The 16,065-nt window shown below is 69.9% G+C and carries 18 protein-coding genes and 1 tRNA gene; 10 read left to right on the top strand and 9 right to left on the bottom strand.

Annotated features, from left to right (window positions below):
- Positions 1 to 18: 18 nt before the first annotated feature.
- The 6 genes from N4G70_RS16600 to N4G70_RS16575 all read right to left on the bottom strand — a co-directional run bounded on the left by N4G70_RS16600 (position 19) and on the right by N4G70_RS16575 (position 5,402).
- On the bottom strand, positions 19 to 1,185 hold the full coding sequence (locus N4G70_RS16600) for a lipid-transfer protein (protein ID WP_261713426.1): 1,167 nt from the start codon (positions 1,183 to 1,185) through the stop codon (positions 19 to 21).
- Complete coding sequence (locus N4G70_RS16595; RefSeq protein ID WP_261713425.1) at positions 1,182 to 1,592, bottom strand: MaoC family dehydratase; 411 nt, start codon at positions 1,590 to 1,592, stop codon at positions 1,182 to 1,184. The genes N4G70_RS16600 and N4G70_RS16595 overlap by 4 nt, the downstream gene beginning before the upstream one ends.
- Positions 1,589 to 2,668, bottom strand: coding sequence for an acyl-CoA dehydrogenase family protein (locus N4G70_RS16590; protein WP_261713424.1), 1,080 nt, complete (start codon positions 2,666 to 2,668; stop codon positions 1,589 to 1,591). Before N4G70_RS16590 ends, N4G70_RS16595 begins: the two co-directional genes overlap by 4 nt.
- On the bottom strand, positions 2,668 to 3,681 hold the full coding sequence (locus N4G70_RS16585; RefSeq protein ID WP_261713423.1) for a bifunctional MaoC family dehydratase N-terminal/OB-fold nucleic acid binding domain-containing protein: 1,014 nt from the start codon (positions 3,679 to 3,681) through the stop codon (positions 2,668 to 2,670). The genes N4G70_RS16590 and N4G70_RS16585 overlap by 1 nt, the downstream gene beginning before the upstream one ends.
- Before the next feature lie 5 nt (positions 3,682 to 3,686).
- Positions 3,687 to 4,850, bottom strand: a complete 1,164-nt coding sequence (locus N4G70_RS16580; protein ID WP_261713422.1) for an acyl-CoA dehydrogenase family protein — start codon at positions 4,848 to 4,850, stop codon at positions 3,687 to 3,689.
- Between the two features lie 240 nt (positions 4,851 to 5,090).
- Positions 5,091 to 5,402, bottom strand: coding sequence for a hypothetical protein (locus N4G70_RS16575; RefSeq protein WP_261713421.1), 312 nt, complete (start codon positions 5,400 to 5,402; stop codon positions 5,091 to 5,093).
- Between the two features lie 802 nt (positions 5,403 to 6,204).
- On the opposite strand from N4G70_RS16575, the gene N4G70_RS16570 reads away from it, so the two are divergent.
- Positions 6,205 to 7,068: a bifunctional DNA primase/polymerase gene (locus tag N4G70_RS16570; protein WP_261713420.1), complete on the top strand. Its 864-nt coding sequence runs from the start codon at positions 6,205 to 6,207 to the stop codon at positions 7,066 to 7,068.
- A 128-nt stretch (positions 7,069 to 7,196) separates the two neighbouring features.
- On the opposite strand, the gene N4G70_RS16565 is transcribed toward N4G70_RS16570, so the two are convergent.
- Positions 7,197 to 7,311: transfer RNA gene (locus tag N4G70_RS16565), tRNA-OTHER, on the bottom strand.
- Positions 7,312 to 8,340: 1,029 nt separating this feature from the next.
- Here N4G70_RS16565 and N4G70_RS16560 point away from each other — a divergent pair.
- Together N4G70_RS16560 and N4G70_RS16555 are read left to right on the top strand one after the other, a co-directional pair.
- Positions 8,341 to 8,787 (top strand): GntR family transcriptional regulator, encoded by a 447-nt coding sequence (locus N4G70_RS16560; RefSeq protein ID WP_261713419.1) that lies wholly within the window; start codon positions 8,341 to 8,343, stop codon positions 8,785 to 8,787.
- Positions 8,788 to 8,798: 11 nt separating this feature from the next.
- Complete coding sequence (locus N4G70_RS16555) at positions 8,799 to 9,368, top strand: HD domain-containing protein (protein ID WP_261713418.1); 570 nt, start codon at positions 8,799 to 8,801, stop codon at positions 9,366 to 9,368.
- On the opposite strand, the gene N4G70_RS16550 is transcribed toward N4G70_RS16555, so the two are convergent.
- Positions 9,356 to 9,829 (bottom strand): NUDIX hydrolase, encoded by a 474-nt coding sequence (locus N4G70_RS16550; RefSeq protein WP_261713417.1) that lies wholly within the window; start codon positions 9,827 to 9,829, stop codon positions 9,356 to 9,358. The genes N4G70_RS16555 and N4G70_RS16550 overlap by 13 nt on opposite strands.
- Positions 9,826 to 10,596, bottom strand: coding sequence for an XRE family transcriptional regulator (locus N4G70_RS16545; RefSeq protein WP_261713416.1), 771 nt, complete (start codon positions 10,594 to 10,596; stop codon positions 9,826 to 9,828). Before N4G70_RS16545 ends, N4G70_RS16550 begins: the two co-directional genes overlap by 4 nt.
- A gap of 915 nt (positions 10,597 to 11,511) precedes the next feature.
- Between N4G70_RS16545 and N4G70_RS16540 the strand changes: the two genes are divergently transcribed.
- From N4G70_RS16540 to N4G70_RS16510, 7 genes are all read left to right on the top strand, one after another.
- Complete coding sequence (locus tag N4G70_RS16540; protein WP_261713415.1) at positions 11,512 to 11,778, top strand: DUF6284 family protein; 267 nt, start codon at positions 11,512 to 11,514, stop codon at positions 11,776 to 11,778.
- The gene (locus N4G70_RS16535; protein ID WP_261713414.1) at positions 11,775 to 12,107 is read left to right on the top strand and encodes a hypothetical protein; all 333 of its coding nucleotides are present in this window, start codon (positions 11,775 to 11,777) and stop codon (positions 12,105 to 12,107) included. The genes N4G70_RS16540 and N4G70_RS16535 overlap by 4 nt, the downstream gene beginning before the upstream one ends.
- Positions 12,104 to 12,637 (top strand): hypothetical protein, encoded by a 534-nt coding sequence (locus tag N4G70_RS16530; RefSeq protein WP_261713413.1) that lies wholly within the window; start codon positions 12,104 to 12,106, stop codon positions 12,635 to 12,637. The genes N4G70_RS16535 and N4G70_RS16530 overlap by 4 nt, the downstream gene beginning before the upstream one ends.
- Complete coding sequence (locus tag N4G70_RS16525) at positions 12,634 to 13,641, top strand: DUF2637 domain-containing protein (protein WP_261713412.1); 1,008 nt, start codon at positions 12,634 to 12,636, stop codon at positions 13,639 to 13,641. Before N4G70_RS16530 ends, N4G70_RS16525 begins: the two co-directional genes overlap by 4 nt.
- A complete protein-coding gene (locus tag N4G70_RS16520) occupies positions 13,641 to 14,030 on the top strand; it encodes an RRQRL motif-containing zinc-binding protein (protein WP_261713411.1) in 390 nt (129 codons plus the stop codon). Before N4G70_RS16525 ends, N4G70_RS16520 begins: the two co-directional genes overlap by 1 nt.
- Before the next feature lie 26 nt (positions 14,031 to 14,056).
- On the top strand, positions 14,057 to 14,380 hold the full coding sequence (locus N4G70_RS16515) for a hypothetical protein (protein ID WP_162952610.1): 324 nt from the start codon (positions 14,057 to 14,059) through the stop codon (positions 14,378 to 14,380).
- A gap of 88 nt (positions 14,381 to 14,468) precedes the next feature.
- Positions 14,469 to 16,064 (top strand): hypothetical protein, encoded by a 1,596-nt coding sequence (locus tag N4G70_RS16510; RefSeq protein ID WP_261713410.1) that lies wholly within the window; start codon positions 14,469 to 14,471, stop codon positions 16,062 to 16,064.
- Position 16,065: the final 1 nt, after the last annotated feature.

The raw sequence follows: 16,065 nt of genomic DNA, 5'->3' as shown, positions 1-16,065 counted from the left end.
CCAAGGTCTGACAACACCTCAGCCATCCCGGCCCAGCACAAGACCCGAGGTCGGCACGCCCGTGCCGGCCGTGACCAGGACGTGCGCCGCGCCCTCCGTCTGGTTCACCGAGGTGCCCCGGAGCTGGCGGACCGCCTCGGCCACGCCGTTCATTCCGTGCAGATACGCCTCCCCCAGCTGCCCCCCATGGGTGTTGAGCGGCACCGCGTCCGCCGCCACGAAAGCGGCCGCCTCGCCCGGCGCGCAGAACCCGAACTCCTCCAACTGCATCAGCACGAACGGCGTGAAGTGGTCGTACAGGATCGCCACGTCGATCTCGGCGGGGGTGAGCCCCGAGGTGCGCCAGAGCTGCCGGGCGACCACCCCCATTTCGGGGAGGCCGGTCAGGTCGTCCCGGTAGAAACTGGTCATCGCCTCCTGTCTGCGCCCGGCCCCCTGCGCGGCCGCGGTGATCACGGCGGGCCGCTGCCGCAGGTCCCTGGCCCGCTCGGTGGTGGTGACGACGAGGGCCTGCCCGCCGTCGGTCTCCTGGCAGCAGTCCAGGAGCCGCAGCGGCTCGACGATCCACCGCGACGCGGCATGGTCGGCCAGGGTGATCGGCTTGCCGTAAAAGTAGGCCGCCGGGTTCTTCGCTGCATGGCGCCGGTCGGTGACGGCGACATGGCCGAAGGCCTCGGGCGTCAGACCGTAGGTGTGCAGATAGCGCTGGGCGGCCATGGCGACCCAAGAGGCGGGCGTGAGCAGCCCGAACGGAAGGGACCAGCCGAGCGCTGCGCCCTCCGCCGACGGCTCGCGGTGCTGCACCCCGGAGCCGAAGCGCCGGCCCGATCGCTCGTTGAACGCCCGGTAGCAGACGACCACTTCGGCGACGCCCGTCGCGACGGCGAGGGCGGCCTGCTGCACGGTGGCGCACGCCGCACCGCCCCCGTAGTGGACGCGCGAAAAGAAGGAGAGCTCGCCCATGCCGGTCGCCTGCGCGACGGTGATCTCGGGGCTGGTGTCCATGGTGAAGGTGACCAGGCCGTCCACGTCCGAGGGCGTGAGCCCCGCGTCGTCGAGCGCCGCGTGCACCGCCTCGACGGCCAGCTTCAGCTCGCTGCGCCCCGAGTCCTTGGAGAACTCGGTCGCGCCGATCCCCGCGATCGCCGCCCTCTTGCCGAGCGAGTCGGCCCCCCGCACGCTCATGCCACCACCCCGCCGGTGCCGCGCGCATCGGGGACGGCCACCCGCACCGTGCCCGTCACATGGTGGCCGAGCCGGTTGGCCCCGACCACCCGCACCTCGGCCACCTCCCCGTCCACCGCCGTGACCGTACCGGTCAACGTCATGGTGTCGCCCGGGTAGTTGGGCGCACCGAGCCGTATCCGCACGGACCGCAGCCGGGCTGCCGGGCCGAAGTGGTCGGTGATGTATCTGCCGACCAGGCCGTTGGTGGTCAGGATGTTCATGAAGATGTCCGGGGACCCCTTCTCCCTCGCCAGCACCGCGTCGTGGTGGACGTCCTGGTAGTCGCGGGACGCCACGGCCCCGGCCACGATCAGCGTCCGCGTGATCGGGATCTCCAGGGGCGCCAGCTCGTCTCCGGCCTTCATGCCCGCACTCCCTCGTGCCCCGACGCGCCCTCAAGGGGGCCCCGCTCGGCCACCCTCTCGGCGACGATCGCCTCACCCAGCTCCGCCAGGAGCCGCGCCCCGCAGCCCAGATAGGCATCCAGCTGCCGGCCCCACAGGAAGTGCCGGTGGACGGGATGTTCCAGGTCCGCGCCGAGGCCGCCGTGCAGATGTTGGCCCGCGTGCACGACACGGGTGCCCGCCTCGGACGCCCACCAGGCCGCCGTCAGCGCGTGCGTTCCGTACCGCAGCCCCTCGTCCCGCCGCCAGGCCGCCTCGTAGGACGTGACCCGTATCGCCTCGGTGTCCATGTACGCGTCGGCGGCGCGCATCAGCACGGCCTGGTTGGTGGAGAGGGGGCGCCCGAACTGCTCGCGGGTCGTGGTGTGGTGGACCGCCCTGGCCAGTGAGCCCGCGCAGACCCCGGCCTGCAACCCCGCGAACGCGGTGCGGGCCGTCGCCAGCACGTCCGCGTACGCCTCCGCCCCGCCCACCCGCTCGGCCGGGGTCGCCGCCAGGGTGAGCCGCCCCGCCGACCAGGGCGCGGTCGTCTCCACCGGCTCGGCCCGCGCGTCGGCGACCCGCACGAGCCACAGGCCGCCCGCCGCGTCCGGGACCAGCACATGGGTGGCGTCCCGCAGCCAGGGCACGAGCGGCACGCAACCGCTCAACTCCCCTTTCCCCGTGGCCCGTACACCGCCTTCCCACGCGGGAAAGGCGCCGGTCACCACGGTCTCGCCCGCCCGCAGGTCCGGCAGCAGCCGCTCGCGCTGTTCGGCCGTGCCGTGGGCGGTGAGCGCGAGGATTCCGTAGACGCAGTGGGCCGCGAACGGGACCTGCGCCGTGGTTCTGCCCTGCTCCTCCAGGGCGAGCACCAGGCCGAGAAGGCCGACTTCCTCGATCGCCGCCACCAGGCCCGCGCCGCACAGCGCCTTCCACAGCGCGGCATCGCTCCCCGTACCGGCCGCCGCTAGGCGCTCGTGCGTCGAGAGGTCGCCAAAGATCTGCCCGGCGAGCCGGCGCACGGCCCCCTGCTCCTCAGTGGGCGTGAAGTCCATCAGGCCGCCTCCGCCCGGAACACGGGAAGCTCCAACTCATGGTCCGCGCGCAGGAATTCGAGACGCACGGGCATGCCGATCCGTACCGCGTCAGGCGCCACCCCCACCACATTGCTGATGATCCGCACCCCCTCGGCGAGCTCGATCAGGCCCACCGCGTAGGGCGGATCGAAGGCGGGGAAGGGCGGGTGGTGCATCACCACGTACGAGTAGACCCTCCCGTCCCCACTCGCCTCGACCGTGTCCCACCGGCCCGATCCGCAGGCGTGGCAGCCGGGCAGCCAGGGAAAACGCAGCTCGGCGCAGTCGTCGCAGCGCTGGATGAGCAGCCGGTGCTCGGCGACCCCCGCCCAGAACCCGGCGTTGTCCCGGTTGACGACGGGCCTCGGACGCAGCACCCGGGCCGCCGTCCCACCCGCCCCCGGCTCGGGCGCCGCCCGCCCCCGCGAGGAGGAGGGTTGTCCCTGGCTGCTCGAACCCACCCGTACGATGTCCGCAGCGTCTGAACTCGCTTGTGCGGGCGCGTACTTGAGGATGCGGAACCGATGCATGCCCGCCAGTACCCCATTGGCGTGCACATCCATCCGCGTGGTGACGAAGTGCCCGGTCCCCAGCTTGGTGGTCTTGCGCTCCGACACCGTCTCGATCACCGCGTCATAGGTGACGCGGTCTCCCGGCCGCAGATCACGCAGGTACTCCTGCTCGCAGTCCGTGGCCACCACCGAGGTGAACCCGGCGCCGTCGAGCAGCTCGAACAGCTCGTCGTAGCCGGTGGCGCGGCCCGTGCCGTCGCCGTGACCGGAGAGCCCGCCCATCGTCCAGGCCTGGAGCATCGTCGGCGGCGCTATGGCGTCGGGCCCGGTGTAGGCGGGGTGGGTGTCGCCCATCGCCTCGCACCAGTGCCTGATCATGGGCGCGTTGACGAGGTCCTTGCCGACACCGCCGGTCGCCGCCGGCCGCCCCTCGAACTTCTTCAACCGGCCCGCGAACTCGGCCTCTTCCACCTTCTCCACCCCCCTCACCGCTTCCCCCGCTTCATGCCGAGCCGCATCGTCGCGACGATCTCCCGCTGCACCTCGCTCACCCCGCCCCCGAACGTGTTGATCTGCGCCGCCCTGTTCATCCGCTCCAGCTCCCCGTCCCCGAAGGCGCCGGGCGAACCACCCCGGATCAGGCCCGCGTCCCCCACGATCTCCTGACACATTCGATACGTTTCGACCGCGGACTCCGTTCCCGTGAACTTCACGCCGCTGGCGTCGCCGGGGGCCAGGACCCCGGCCCCCACATCCCCCACCAAACGCCAGCTGAGCAGGCGATTCACCGCCAGCCGGGCATGCACGGCGGCCAGTTTTGCCTTCACCCATTCGTGGTCAACAGGACGCCGCGCACTCACCGGATCGGGCGTACACGCATGGGCGAGGGCAGCCTCGTAGAAATCCTCGGCCTGCATGCCGATGGCGGCGAGCGCGACCCGCTCGTGGTTGAGCTGGTTGGTGATCAGGCCCCAGCCCTCGTTCTCCGCCCCGACCAGGTTCCCGAGCGGCACCCGGATGCCGTCGTAGTAGGTCGCCGTGGTGGTCAGGCCGCCGACGGTCTCGATCGGGGTCCAGGAGAAGCCGGGCGCGTCGGTGGGCACGAGGACGATCGAGATCCCCCGGTGCTTGGGCGCGTCGGGGTCGGTGCGGCAGGCCAGCCAGATCCAGTCGGCGTGCTGGGCGTTGGAGGTGAACACCTTCTGCCCGTCGATCACCCAGGAGTCCTCGTCCCGTACGGCCCTGGTGCGGAGGGAGGCGAGGTCGGTGCCGGCCTCAGGCTCGCTGTAGCCGATCGCGAAGACGAGTTCCCCGCGCAGGATCCTGGGCAGGAAGTAGGCCTTCTGCTGGGCGGTCCCGTACTTCATCAGGGTCGGCCCGACCGTGTTCAGGGTGACCATGGAGACGGGCGCGCCCGCGCGGTAGGCCTCGTCGAAGAAGACGAACTGCTCGTCGGCGCCCCGCCCTTGACCGCCGTACTCGACGGGCCAGCCGAGCCCGAGCAGCCCGTCCGCGCCGATTCGTCGCAGCACCGCCCGTTGCCCGTCCGGGTCCGTCCCGGGGGGCGGCCCTTCGGGCATCAAAGCGGTGAAGTACGACCGGAGTTCGGCGCGCAGATGCTCCTGGCGCTGGGTCGGGGCGAGGTGCACGACGGCGGCCTTCCGTGCGTACGGACACGTCGGCGGGCCCGCCCGTAGGTGCGGACCGGCCCCCGAGTCGGGTTTCTGACTGTCCGTCAGATACGGTCTCGCTGTCAATGCCCCTGGAGCACGGGGTCCCGCCGGTGCCCCCGCACGCATGCCGGCGGCCCGGGTGGCCGTGCCGAAGCACGGGCACCCGGGCCGCCGTTCACGCTATGGACCCGTCCCCGAGGCAGGGAAGCCGGCGGATCACCACAGGTGGGTGAAGTTCACGGCGACGTTTCCGTTGCCCTGGTTGATCGAGGTGAAGGCGGAGCCGTTCACCTGGGCGGTATTGCTCTGGTTGGTGGCGCCGGAACCCACCGCCTGCTGCTGCGTGGTGGACGAGTTGCCGCGGTTGTCGTGGCCGACCCCGCTGCCGCTGACGGTCGCCACCGCCGCGTTCGATCCGTGACCCGCGATGGAGCCGTTGTCGGCGGAGGCGACACCCGAGCAGAGGGCGGCGGCCAGGGGCAGCGCGGCAACGGCGGCGAGGATGCGGGCGGTACGGATGCGTGCCATGTGAATTCCTCCAGGAACCAGAAGTGGCGAGTGATGCGAGTGGTTCACGTAGTGCGGGTGATGCGGGTGATGCGGGTGATGCCGGTAGTGCCGGCAGTTCGGTTGGTACGAGTGGTTCGGTTGGTGCGAGCGGTACGGGCGATCCGAAGTGGTTCCGGCTCGCTCCGAGTCGTACTCGCGTGACTCAAGTACGGCCTGTTCCAAGGCAGTTGGCCAACCGCCCCGGACGCTCGGTGACGACGTCGCGAGATCAGAGTTGCCCACCGAATCCCCGGCGAACCAGGCATTGGGGAACCTTTCGCCCGCAAGCGTGAGGACATGTCGATAAACCCCCAAGGCGCCCTCAATGCTCTGGCCAGGGCTGGGCGGTGGCCGAGAGAGCCGCTCTCCCCCAAGGGGAGAACCGTTTCGGCTCGGATTCGGCCAACCTTGGCGGGCGTACCGGCCACCGTCTCGACCGACCGTCCCGGCCCACCACTCAGACCCGCCCTCGCGCTCGACCCCAGGACCCCAAGGCGTCATCCGGACGCCACCTGCCCGCCACCCGCCCGTCGCCCAGCGGGGATGGGGTCGGTACCGGGGAGGGGGGTGGGACAGAAGGGACGGAGGGGGTCCGCCGGGAGGGGGGCCGGGAGTGACGGCAGAGGAGGCGGAATCGGCACCCTCACCTGAGCGCGCGGCACCCGCACCGGGCCCGGCGGCGCTCACATCCGGTCAATCCACGCCCCCGAACCCGGCCGGGTCCCGCCGGTCACCACCGAAAGGGATTCCCTTTCTCGAACATTCGTACGAACATGGAGCCATGGCCACCATCGACCGGCAGGCCGCCACCCTGGCCCTCGCCCACGCCCTGTCCGCCGCCGAACGCGGCCTGCCCGTCATCCCGCTCTCCCGCACCAAGCTCCCGGCCCTGCCCTCGCCCCACCGGAACGACCCCCGGCCCGCGATCTGCCGAGGGGAGTGCGGGCTGCCGGGGCACGGCGTGCACGACGCCAGCACCGACCCAGCGGCGGTACGCGCGCTGTTCGCCGCCGCACCCTGGGCGACCGGTTACGGGATCGCCTGCGGCCGGCCGCCGCACCGCCTCATAGGGATCGACCTCGACACCAAACCCCCGGAGGCCGATGCCACGGCCGCGCTCCAACACCTGGCGCTGCGCCACCTGTTCACCATCCCGGAGACCGTGGTGGTGATCACCCCGAGCGGGGGCCGGCACATCTGGCTGACCGGACCGCCCGGCACGGTGGTACCGAACTCCGCGAGCCGGCTCGCCCCCGGCATCGACATCCGGGGCGCCGGGGGCTATCTGGTCGGCCCCGGCTCGCTGAGCAGTCGAGGCGTCTACCGGCTGGCCCCCGGCACCGCCCACCTCGGCCCGGCCCCCTGCCCCCGCGCCCTGCTCGACCTCCTCACCCCGCCGAGCCGGCCCAGCCACGCCCAGCCGCACGGAGACCACCAGGGGCACGGCCTCGTCCAGTTCGTCCTGGCCGCCCACGAGGGGCAGCGCAACACCCGCCTGTTCTGGGCGGCGTGCCGCGCGTACGAGAACGGCATCGGCGAGGAACTGACGGCCGCGCTCACCTCCGCCGCGATCCGCACCGGCCTCACCGAACACGAGGCCCGAGCGACGATCGCCTCCGCGGCCCGCATGAACGCGGCCCGCTGACCGGGGGCCGCCACCGCGGCGCCCGCTGACCGGGGGCCGCCACCGCGGCCTTCGCCGGGCGGCATGCGAAAGGGGCGCCTCGCGATGCGGGGCGCCCCTTTTGATCAGCGCGTTCACTGAGCCTGCGGTGGGTGTGGGATTTGAACCCACGGTGACATCGCTGCCACGACGGTTTTCAAGACCGGCACGGATCCGGTACTAACGTGCTGGTCATCCGCGCTTCCGGCGGTCACCAAGCTCCCCTTGGCCCATGTATGGCCCATAGGCTCCACACCAGGTCTCCCGTTCCGTCGCATGCGCGGCAGATTCCTACTGCTTCCTTCGAGCGGATCCGCTGTGCCGAGCCAGGCGGCATTCTGTCGTTATGGATGCGGAGATAGCTGCGCTCGCGGCCGCTGGGCTCGGGCTAGCTGGGGCGATTGGCGGTGCCGCCATCGGCGGCTTGGCAGCAATGCGCGGAACGCGTCTCGGGGCCAACACGGCCGCGCTGACCGCAGCGAGACAGGTAAGGGATCAGGCGCAAAACGAGCACGCCCACTGGCTGCGTCAGCAACGACTGGAGACCTACAGAGAACTGATCGTTGCTTACAACCATTGGGCGACTGCATCCACGCAGATGAGCCGCATGCTCGACTACGCGCGGACGGACGCTGATCCGAGTCCTGTCGACATTGGTGCGCCAGTGAACGAGGTCACGAGAGCCTACGTCGTCGTTGAGTTGCTTGGACCGGAGGATGTCCGCCTGGCTGCCACGAACCTCTGGGAAGGGGTACACGACAGGTATCAGTGCTTATCAAAATGGAGAAAGGCCTTCCTTCGCCATGACGCGGGGGCGGTGGACCAGGCTCGAACCAACTGGCTACGGCTTGGAGGTAGCGGTGCTCTGTACACAGCCTTCGCTCGGGCAGCAGCCCAGGCTGTAGCCCACGCTGAACCGCTGTAAGAGGGGGCGCGTACGCGGCCTCCGTACCGGCTGAAGGGATCACGCCCTGCCACTCTCCTATGCTTTCGATCGACCTCGACACTTCCGGCACTGGCCGCCAGACCGTCGCGCAGACAGCCCGTACCTGCTGGTCAGAGGCTGTCCCAGCCCCCTGCCGAGGATGCCTGGCCCACACATGGTCCACGCACATCCGAAACGGTGGGACATCGAGCGGGAGCTGAATGGCGGAAGCAGATTGGAGAATCGGATGTGGAACCGACCCTGCCGTCGCTCCCGGTGGCCGTGGGACCCTGGGCATCGAGCAACGGAGCAAGGTGAGAGGAGCCGAAGTGTCGGAGGCCAGTCCGCGAGGAACCTATCTGGTCATTTCGGAGGCACTGCGGAAGAGAATCGAGGCAGGCGAGATCACCGGCACCCTGCCGTCCGAGGCTGATCTCATGCGAGCGCACGACGTCGCTCGCAATACGATCCGTCGAGCTCTCAAGGTGCTCGAAGCCGCGGGTGTACTTGAGTCTGCGCCTGGAGTGGGCTGGCGCGTGATCCGAACCGGCGACCGTCGCTCTCTAGCGGAGCGGATGACTGACGTGATCGCTGAAGACTCCCTCGCGGTTGGTGACACCTACCCGTCCGAATCGAAGCTCTGCGAGCGGTTCGGCGTATCGCGTACGGCGGTGCGTCGTGTACTCGCCAACATGGAGGGAACCGGCTTGCTTGCCACCGTGCACGGCAAGGGGCGCACGGTACGCGCCCTCCCGCCGGACCGCGGCCGGTCGTAGCCTTGGCACCCATGGGACTTAACGAGTGGGCTTACGCGACCTCCGACTCTCTGCTGGCCGAACCGCTGCCGCGAAGGTGGGCGCACTCCCTCGGGGTCGCTAAGTGTGCTCGCTCGCTGAGCCCGATCCTGGGCGACGATGCCGAGCTGCTGGAAGCGGCGGCAGTCTTGCATGACATCGGATACTCGCCGCGCATCGCCACCACCGGCTTTCACCCGCTGGATGGGGCGCGCTTTCTTCGTGACGAGGAAGGGGCCGACGAACGGGTCGTGCGGCTCGTGGCCCACCACTCCTGCGCTCTCCTGGAGGCTGAGGAGCGAGGGATCCGGCATGAGCTTGAGAGCGAGTTCGAGCTGGAGCGTCCCGACCTGGTTGACGCGCTGGTGTTCTGCGATATGACGACCACGCCGGACGGGGGGCAGACCACGCCTGCCGATCGGGTTGGTGAGATCGTGCAGCGTTACGGCCCCGACACGATCGTTGGCCGTTTCATCAAACGGGCGGCGCCTGAGATCTACGCCGCCGCCGACAGGGTGGAGAATCGCCTAGCCGCGGCGGCTGCTGGACTTCAGCCGATGTAGGGCTGCTGCCGGGAGTCGTCCAGGCCATGCCGGATGCGCAAACGCATCGACGGATGGATGTTCAGGTCATCGAGGTCCGCTGGGTCAACCCAACGGACCTCTTTCGACTCGCTGCTGGTGCGCAAAGCCCCGCCGGTCGGGTGCGCCCGGAAGCAGATCGAGAACTGTTGCCGCACCTCTCCGTCGTCATAGGCCAGGACGTGCTCAGGGTTGGTGTAGAGCCCCACGACGCTGTCGATCTCTACGGTTATCCCGGTTTCCTCCAGCACCTCCCGAACGACCGTGTCGCTGATGCTCTCACCGATGTCATGGCCGCCGCCCGGGAGCGCCCACAGGTCGTTGTCCGTCTTGTGGATGATCAGAAGCCGTCCGTCATCGTCGCGGACGACTGCCGTGACCGACGGCACGACGGAGTTGGCCTTGGGGGCGTTCGGGTCGCGGAAATAGTCGATTCGACTCACGCGTGGAGACCTCCGCAATCGGCGGGTGAAGAGATGGGCCTGGCCGACTCCCAGACCCGTTCAATGCTCTCAGCGTAAGCATCGAATAGCTCGCCCCCTGGCACGCGTTGGAGGTGCAGCACGGGGGCCATGTACGCCCCGACCCCGTACAGGTGGCCATTGGCCAGCATCTCCTCATCGGCCCGGTAGATCGAGTTGTAGAGCGTCGTGCTGTGCAGCCGGAACTCGACTCCGGGGAGCCCGAAGAGCGAGCCGTAGTTGATGAGGGCGTTTCGAATCTTGCTGGCCATGGCGGGGCCGATGCCCTCATCCTCACCCCGCACGGCCACGGCGGGACTACCCGGGTCACCGAGCATGAAGCGGACGCGGACGCCGGCCGCTGACTTCTCCTTGACGATCCTGTGGAAGGCGGGGTCCTCAGTGAGCCAGAAGCCCGAGTAGACGAGCACGTCGAAGTGCTCGCGCGCTTGCGCGTAAAGCTGCGACCACAGCCTGTTCGGCACGACCGACCTGTGGGGATATAGCTTGATCAGCTCCGCGTTGCCCGCCTCGGTGACCTCTGCTGATGTCCGTTCCTCCGGCCACAGGTAAGACACTTCGCATTGCAGCAGCGAGGCTGCGGCGTACTGGAAGCGCCGGTAGGGCTTGCGCTTCGGGTCTCCGATCCAGCGCTCAACTGTCTTCGCGGACACCCCTAATCGCGCGCCTACTTGATCGAGCGTCATGCCGTTTTCGACGATCGCGCCGCGAAGCCTTTCGTTCGCCATGTCGAACTCTCTCCGGACTGGGACGACTTGGGACGACTTCAAGTTAGCCAAGTCGTGCACAGGTCGTACAGGTGCGGGGTCGATCGTCTTCGCCGCCGAGGACAAGCTGGAAGCACATCGACAGTAAGGGACTCGCAGAACCGAAGAGCCGAAGGGCTTGACGGGGCGAACTCGTCACTACATGATGAGGAACACGTAATACATGTCCCTCATTGGGGTGGCGTCCCGCTGGGCGCTTGATCAACGTGCTTGACCTGCACAAACGCCCGGAGAGGTCCGTATCGGCGGATCGCCTCGAAGGAAGCGACTGCGTTGCTTGAGAACTCAACAGTGAAGTGTCGACGGGGCTTCGGGCTCCGTCCCCGCAACGGCCCGGGTGATGGCCGCCGGCGGCCACTTCGTGGCAGGTGAACCTGTCCTGTCCTGCGTGCCAGCTCTGGAGAACGGCCCTGGGGATCATCCCTTCCTTGCGGGAGGTCAGCCCCTTGGTTGCCACCTGGTGCGCGCCGCCCTGCTGGCGTCAGAGCAGTGACGATGACGCACCCGGATTTCCCGGCTCGGGGCCGGTACTCCGCAGCAACGGACTACCGGCGAAGCCGCATCCGCCCTCTCTCAGGGAGCCGGCGTGAAACGACAACTGTGGGCGCCGCCGTGACCGACCGGCACGGCGGCGCCGTTCCACCCCAGGTTCGCGAGCGTGAGCAAGCGCCGCGGCCAACCGGTCGCCTTCTACCGATTCGCGGCGGCCATCGCCGCGCCGGTTGCCTCCCCCGCCCGTCCGGGCGCCCTGCGGGGCGGTCGTACGGGCGGGGAAGAGGGGAGCCGGGCCCATCCGACTTCAACGGTGCGCGCCCCCGGAGCGGCTACTCCGGGGGCGCTGTTCGGGCCGTACCTACTGCTAGGGAGACACGACCCATGAACCACATTGTCACAGTTCAGGACGCTGTCATCGCGTTCGATCCGGACATCGAGCCCACGGACGCGGAGCTGGACGCCATCGTCCGCGAGGAGACGCTGATTCTCGCCGAACAGGAACTGCTGGACGTGCAGATCGCACTCCTGGATCGGCCGGTCACGCGGCTCGGGCAGCGCCGGCTGCGCAGGGCCGCGAATAAGGTGCTCGCCGCACGGGCAGAGGTCGCCAACCGCACGAGCGCTGTCCGGGCCGGTGAGGCGGCATGAAGGCCTCGACTGTGGACGATCTGCGGGCGCCGCTGAAGACGCTGCGGTTCCTCGTGGACGAATTCCCGGACCTTCCGGCCGCAGATGTGCACGTCTCCACGCTCTTCCCGGACCGGGTGGAACTGGCCTTCCACGACGACCTGGGAGCGTTCGAGCAGTGGCGGGCCGCCCTGGCCATCCGTCCGGACGCGGTGCGCTTCGGCACGCAGGGTGTGGACGACAGCACGATGAACCTGCGAGCGGAGGGCCCTTACGGGGCCTGCACCCTCAGCTTGGTCGCCTACGGCCCGGCCCCGGCCGGTCTGTGCGAGACGGAGGTGGCGGCATGATTCGCATCGTCACCCGCAAGCGCCTCGCGCTCCTCGAAGCCGACACCCACGCCGCGTTCGAGCGCGCCCGCCTGGCGAAGGCGGACGCCGCCGCGGCATCCGATCGGCACGCGCTGGAGCTGAGCGAGGCCACCGACCGTTCTGAGCGCGCGGAGACGACCGGCCAGGAGCTGGGCGTGCTCCTGATCGAGGCCGTGCGCGAGTCGGCCGCGGCGCAGGAGCAGCTCCTGCTGCTGAGCCGCGAACTGCGCTGTGCGAGGGCGGAGTTGGTGCAGGGGCCGAAGAGTGGGGACACGCTCACGGTCCTGCTGCACTTCGGCGAGCCCCACACCGTCTACCGCACGCTCCGGGACGCCCACGCCGATACCGCCACCCACGGCGCCTCCCCGGATGCGGTGTGGAAGCCGTGCGGTGAGCGCCCCGCGTCCGCGTTCAGGTGGCGCTGCGAGGCGTTCGTCTATGACGCGGCTTCTAACGGTTTCCGCCGGGCGTTCCCGCCCGTGGCGGTGCCGGTGAGGGGTGCGGCGTGAACAGTGTTCAGACGCGTTCAGCGGAGCGGGCACTGTCGGGCGGCACGTGGCTGATCGTGTGCGGGGCGATGCTCTATTCGATCCTCACGGTCACGCCGTTGATGGCCGACCACACCGCCCCGAAGTGGGCGTGGACCGCGCCGATTCTGCCGCTGGTGGTCGATGCGGCGGTGGTCATCGTGGTCAAGCTCGATGACGTCCTGGCCCGGCTTGGTGGGCACGGGGGCACGTGGCCGGTCCTGCTGCGCTGGATGACCGGACTCATGACGTGGGCCCTGAACATCGGGGACTCCGCGTTGAGGAAAGACCTGGTGGGAGTGGCGGTCCACTCCGTGGCGCCGCTCCTTTTGATCGTCACTGCGGAGACCAGCCTCGCCTACCGGCGCGCTCTTGCAGCGGCTCAAGCTGCTCTGCAAGCTGAGCGTCAGGCCGAGCGCGACCGGGCCGAGCAGAAGGCGCGGGAGCGGGCCGAGCAGGCCCGCGCCGACGCCCGCGAGGCACGCGAGTACGCCGCCGCGCAGGAGCGTGAACGCCGCGACCACGAGGCCCGCCTGGCCCGTGAACAGGGCGAGCGGGAAGAGCGTCAGCGCCGCGCGGAACGCGAAGAGCGCGAGCGCAGGGAAGCGGCTGAGCGGGAGAGCCGTGAACGCCTTGAACGCGAGCGTGAACAGCGTGAACAAGAGCGTCTGGGCCGTGAACGGCAGGCGCGTGAGCGGGCCGAAGCCGAACGGCGGGAGCGGGCTGAGAAGGCGGAGCGTGAACGGCGTGAACGCCAGGAGCGCGCGGCCCGTGAACGCGATGAACTGCTTGAACGCGGTCCCGCGCAAACCAAGCTCGAAGAGGATGAAGCCCGCCGGATCGTGACTGCGGCCTACGAGGCATCCCTGCCGGTGCGGCAGGCGGCGGAGCTGTGCGGCTGGTCGGTCGGCTGGGTCTCCACCCGCTACGCCGAACACCGCGACCCCAGCACCGGCGGCGCTGAACTCGCGATCGCGAGCCGCTGATGGGCACCGCCGCGTACGCGCGCTGCTACGACCCGTCCGGAGCCCGCTACGGCATACCGACCTTCCCGTGGAAGTTCGCCCCGGACGGCTACGCCACCCGCCGACAGCTCCGGGCCCGGGGGCTGCGGCCCGGCGGGCAGGAAGTCGCGGCCCAGCTCATGCGCACGTCCCGCCGTCGGAGGGCGGGGGTGAGTGTGGCGTTCCTCTACCGCGTCGACCAGGCGAAGCCGGTCCGGCCGATGACGTCGCGCAAGTGGGGCGCTCTCGCGCTGGCGATGCTCGCCCGCCGCACCTGCCCCGCGTGCGGCGTGGTCTACGACTACTGCATCCCTGTCTCGCTCGGCATGTGCGTGCTCTGCGCCGACACCGACCGCCCGCGCACCTTCTGAACTCCCCGTCGATTGAAGGAGTGATCGTGCACAGCACCGCCAAACACACCATCATTCGCGTTGCCACGACCGGCGTCATGCTGGCCGCCGCCGCGCTGGTCGAACTGCGCCTGATGAACGCCTACAGCGTCCCGATGCTGCTCGCTCTGCCGTGCGGTCTGGCCGTGGGTTTCGGCGTCGGAAGCCTGGTAGAGGCCGTGACGTCCCGGTTCACCACCACCGTCTACCGCTGCACGGCCGACGGCTGCACCTACAAGGTCCGTGTCACCCACGTCGATCCGGTCGAGCGGCGCCGCTGGCAGGAAGCCGCGGCATCCCACCCCAGTCACGAACTGAACTACCGGCCCTGACCTGCATGTTCCGCTGCCAGGACCCGGACGCAAGCTTTGGCCGGCGGCGTCCGGGTCCTGCTTACTCCCGCGAAGGAGTGCGTTCAGCATGACTGACTTGAGTACCGAACCGGTAGTGGCCCCCGCCGCTCCCGACACTCCGCCCGGCCCCGCACCGGCCCCCGACGCAGCCGCCAAGTCCACATCGGACATCGAGCACACCCCTGGCGGCTGGCCCGTGGTGCCGCTGGCCTTGTCCGGGGCGAACACGACCGTGAGCATGGTCGCCGCCGCCGGGCTCGCTGGTGGTCCCATCGCCGCGGCGGTCGCCGCAACCGGCGCCGCCGTGCTGGGCACCATTGCCTCCTACCGCAGCCGCAACCCCCGGCCCAAGCAGGCCGCACGCCGCACTGCGGCCCGCACCGCCGCCGCCCGAAGCCGCACGGCCGGCATCAACACTGCCGGTCGCGGGCCCGGTTCGGCTGGGCGTCGTACGGCAGCCGGCGCCGGCCGCGTGCCGAGTCAGAAGCGCGGCAGCTACAGCGCCGGTGGGCTGGGGCGTTCCGGAGCGGGTAAGCACCGCGGTCCGGTGTCCCTGAACAAGACCGCCGGACTGAAGAACAGGCCTGGGGCGGACGGTGGCGCGCTACGGAAGGCGTCGCAGGTCAAGGCGCTGCGCGGAACCCAGAAGGCGGCCGGTGGGTCGCGGGGCGAGAGGCGGGCGCAGACCACTGCGGCCCGCCGCGCCGTCGCGGATGCCCGCCGCAACGCTCCGAAGCCCAACGCTCGCCACACCGGCGGAAACACCCGCCCCGGCGCGGGTACTTCGCGTGGTCGGGGTGGCAGTCTGGCGGGCCGGATGCTCGGTGGCGCGGGCCGTAAGGCGCGTGCGGTCCGGGATACGGCGATCGCGAAGCAGCGCGCCCGCCGCGACGCCAGCACCGGCAAGACCGTGGCAGGTCAGCGCTCCGCTGTCCGTAAAGCGCCGGCACGTCAGGCGGCCAGGAAGGCGCTGCGCCGCTCGGCGGCCCGCTTCAACGGGCGCCGCATCCTGGCCGCGCTTCTGGCCCTGCCCCTGGGCCTGTTGGGGTGCCTGACCAGCCCGATCGGCCGGAAGTTGGGCCTGCCCTGGCTCATCCACCCCGGACGCCGCCTCTACCGGCGGATGACCGAGGAAGCCGCCGCGCGGCGCTTCCTGCGCGACGACATCATCCGCGACGACCTGGCAGTCGCCGAAGCGGAGGCCGACGAAGAGGCCGCCAAGGACGTGACCGATGGCCTCGGGGACCAGGTCGAGCGCCCAGCCGGTCCCGTCCCGGACAACACCGACAGCCCGTCGACGAACAGTGGAGGAGAGATCGTGTCTGGATTCCGGTTCGAAGAGCACGCGGCCGAGATGGAGCAGGCCGCCCAGTCCTACGACCCCGAGAACGCCATGGAGATCCTGGCCATGGTCGAGAGCCTGCCCGCTGCCATCACGTCGGTGGCGAACGTGATGAAGATCCTCGCGGAGCGCTCCGACAGTGAGTTTCCGCTGGAGAAGGAAGTCGCGGACGGCTTCAACGACATCTTCGGCGCCCTTATGGCCGCCGTCGCAGTCGCCGAGGACATGGGTCCGCTGTTCCGCCAGGCCCACGAACAGGACATCGCCCGCCACGAAGACCCCCGCAACGGCCCCGAAGCCGAGAAGGGCTGGAACGTCTGAC

Source organism: Streptomyces sp. ASQP_92 (assembly GCF_025399895.1).
Taxonomy (GTDB): domain Bacteria; phylum Actinomycetota; class Actinomycetes; order Streptomycetales; family Streptomycetaceae; genus Streptomyces.
Note: the sequence above shows the minus strand (reverse complement) of the source record. Positions and strands in the feature narration are given on the sequence as shown.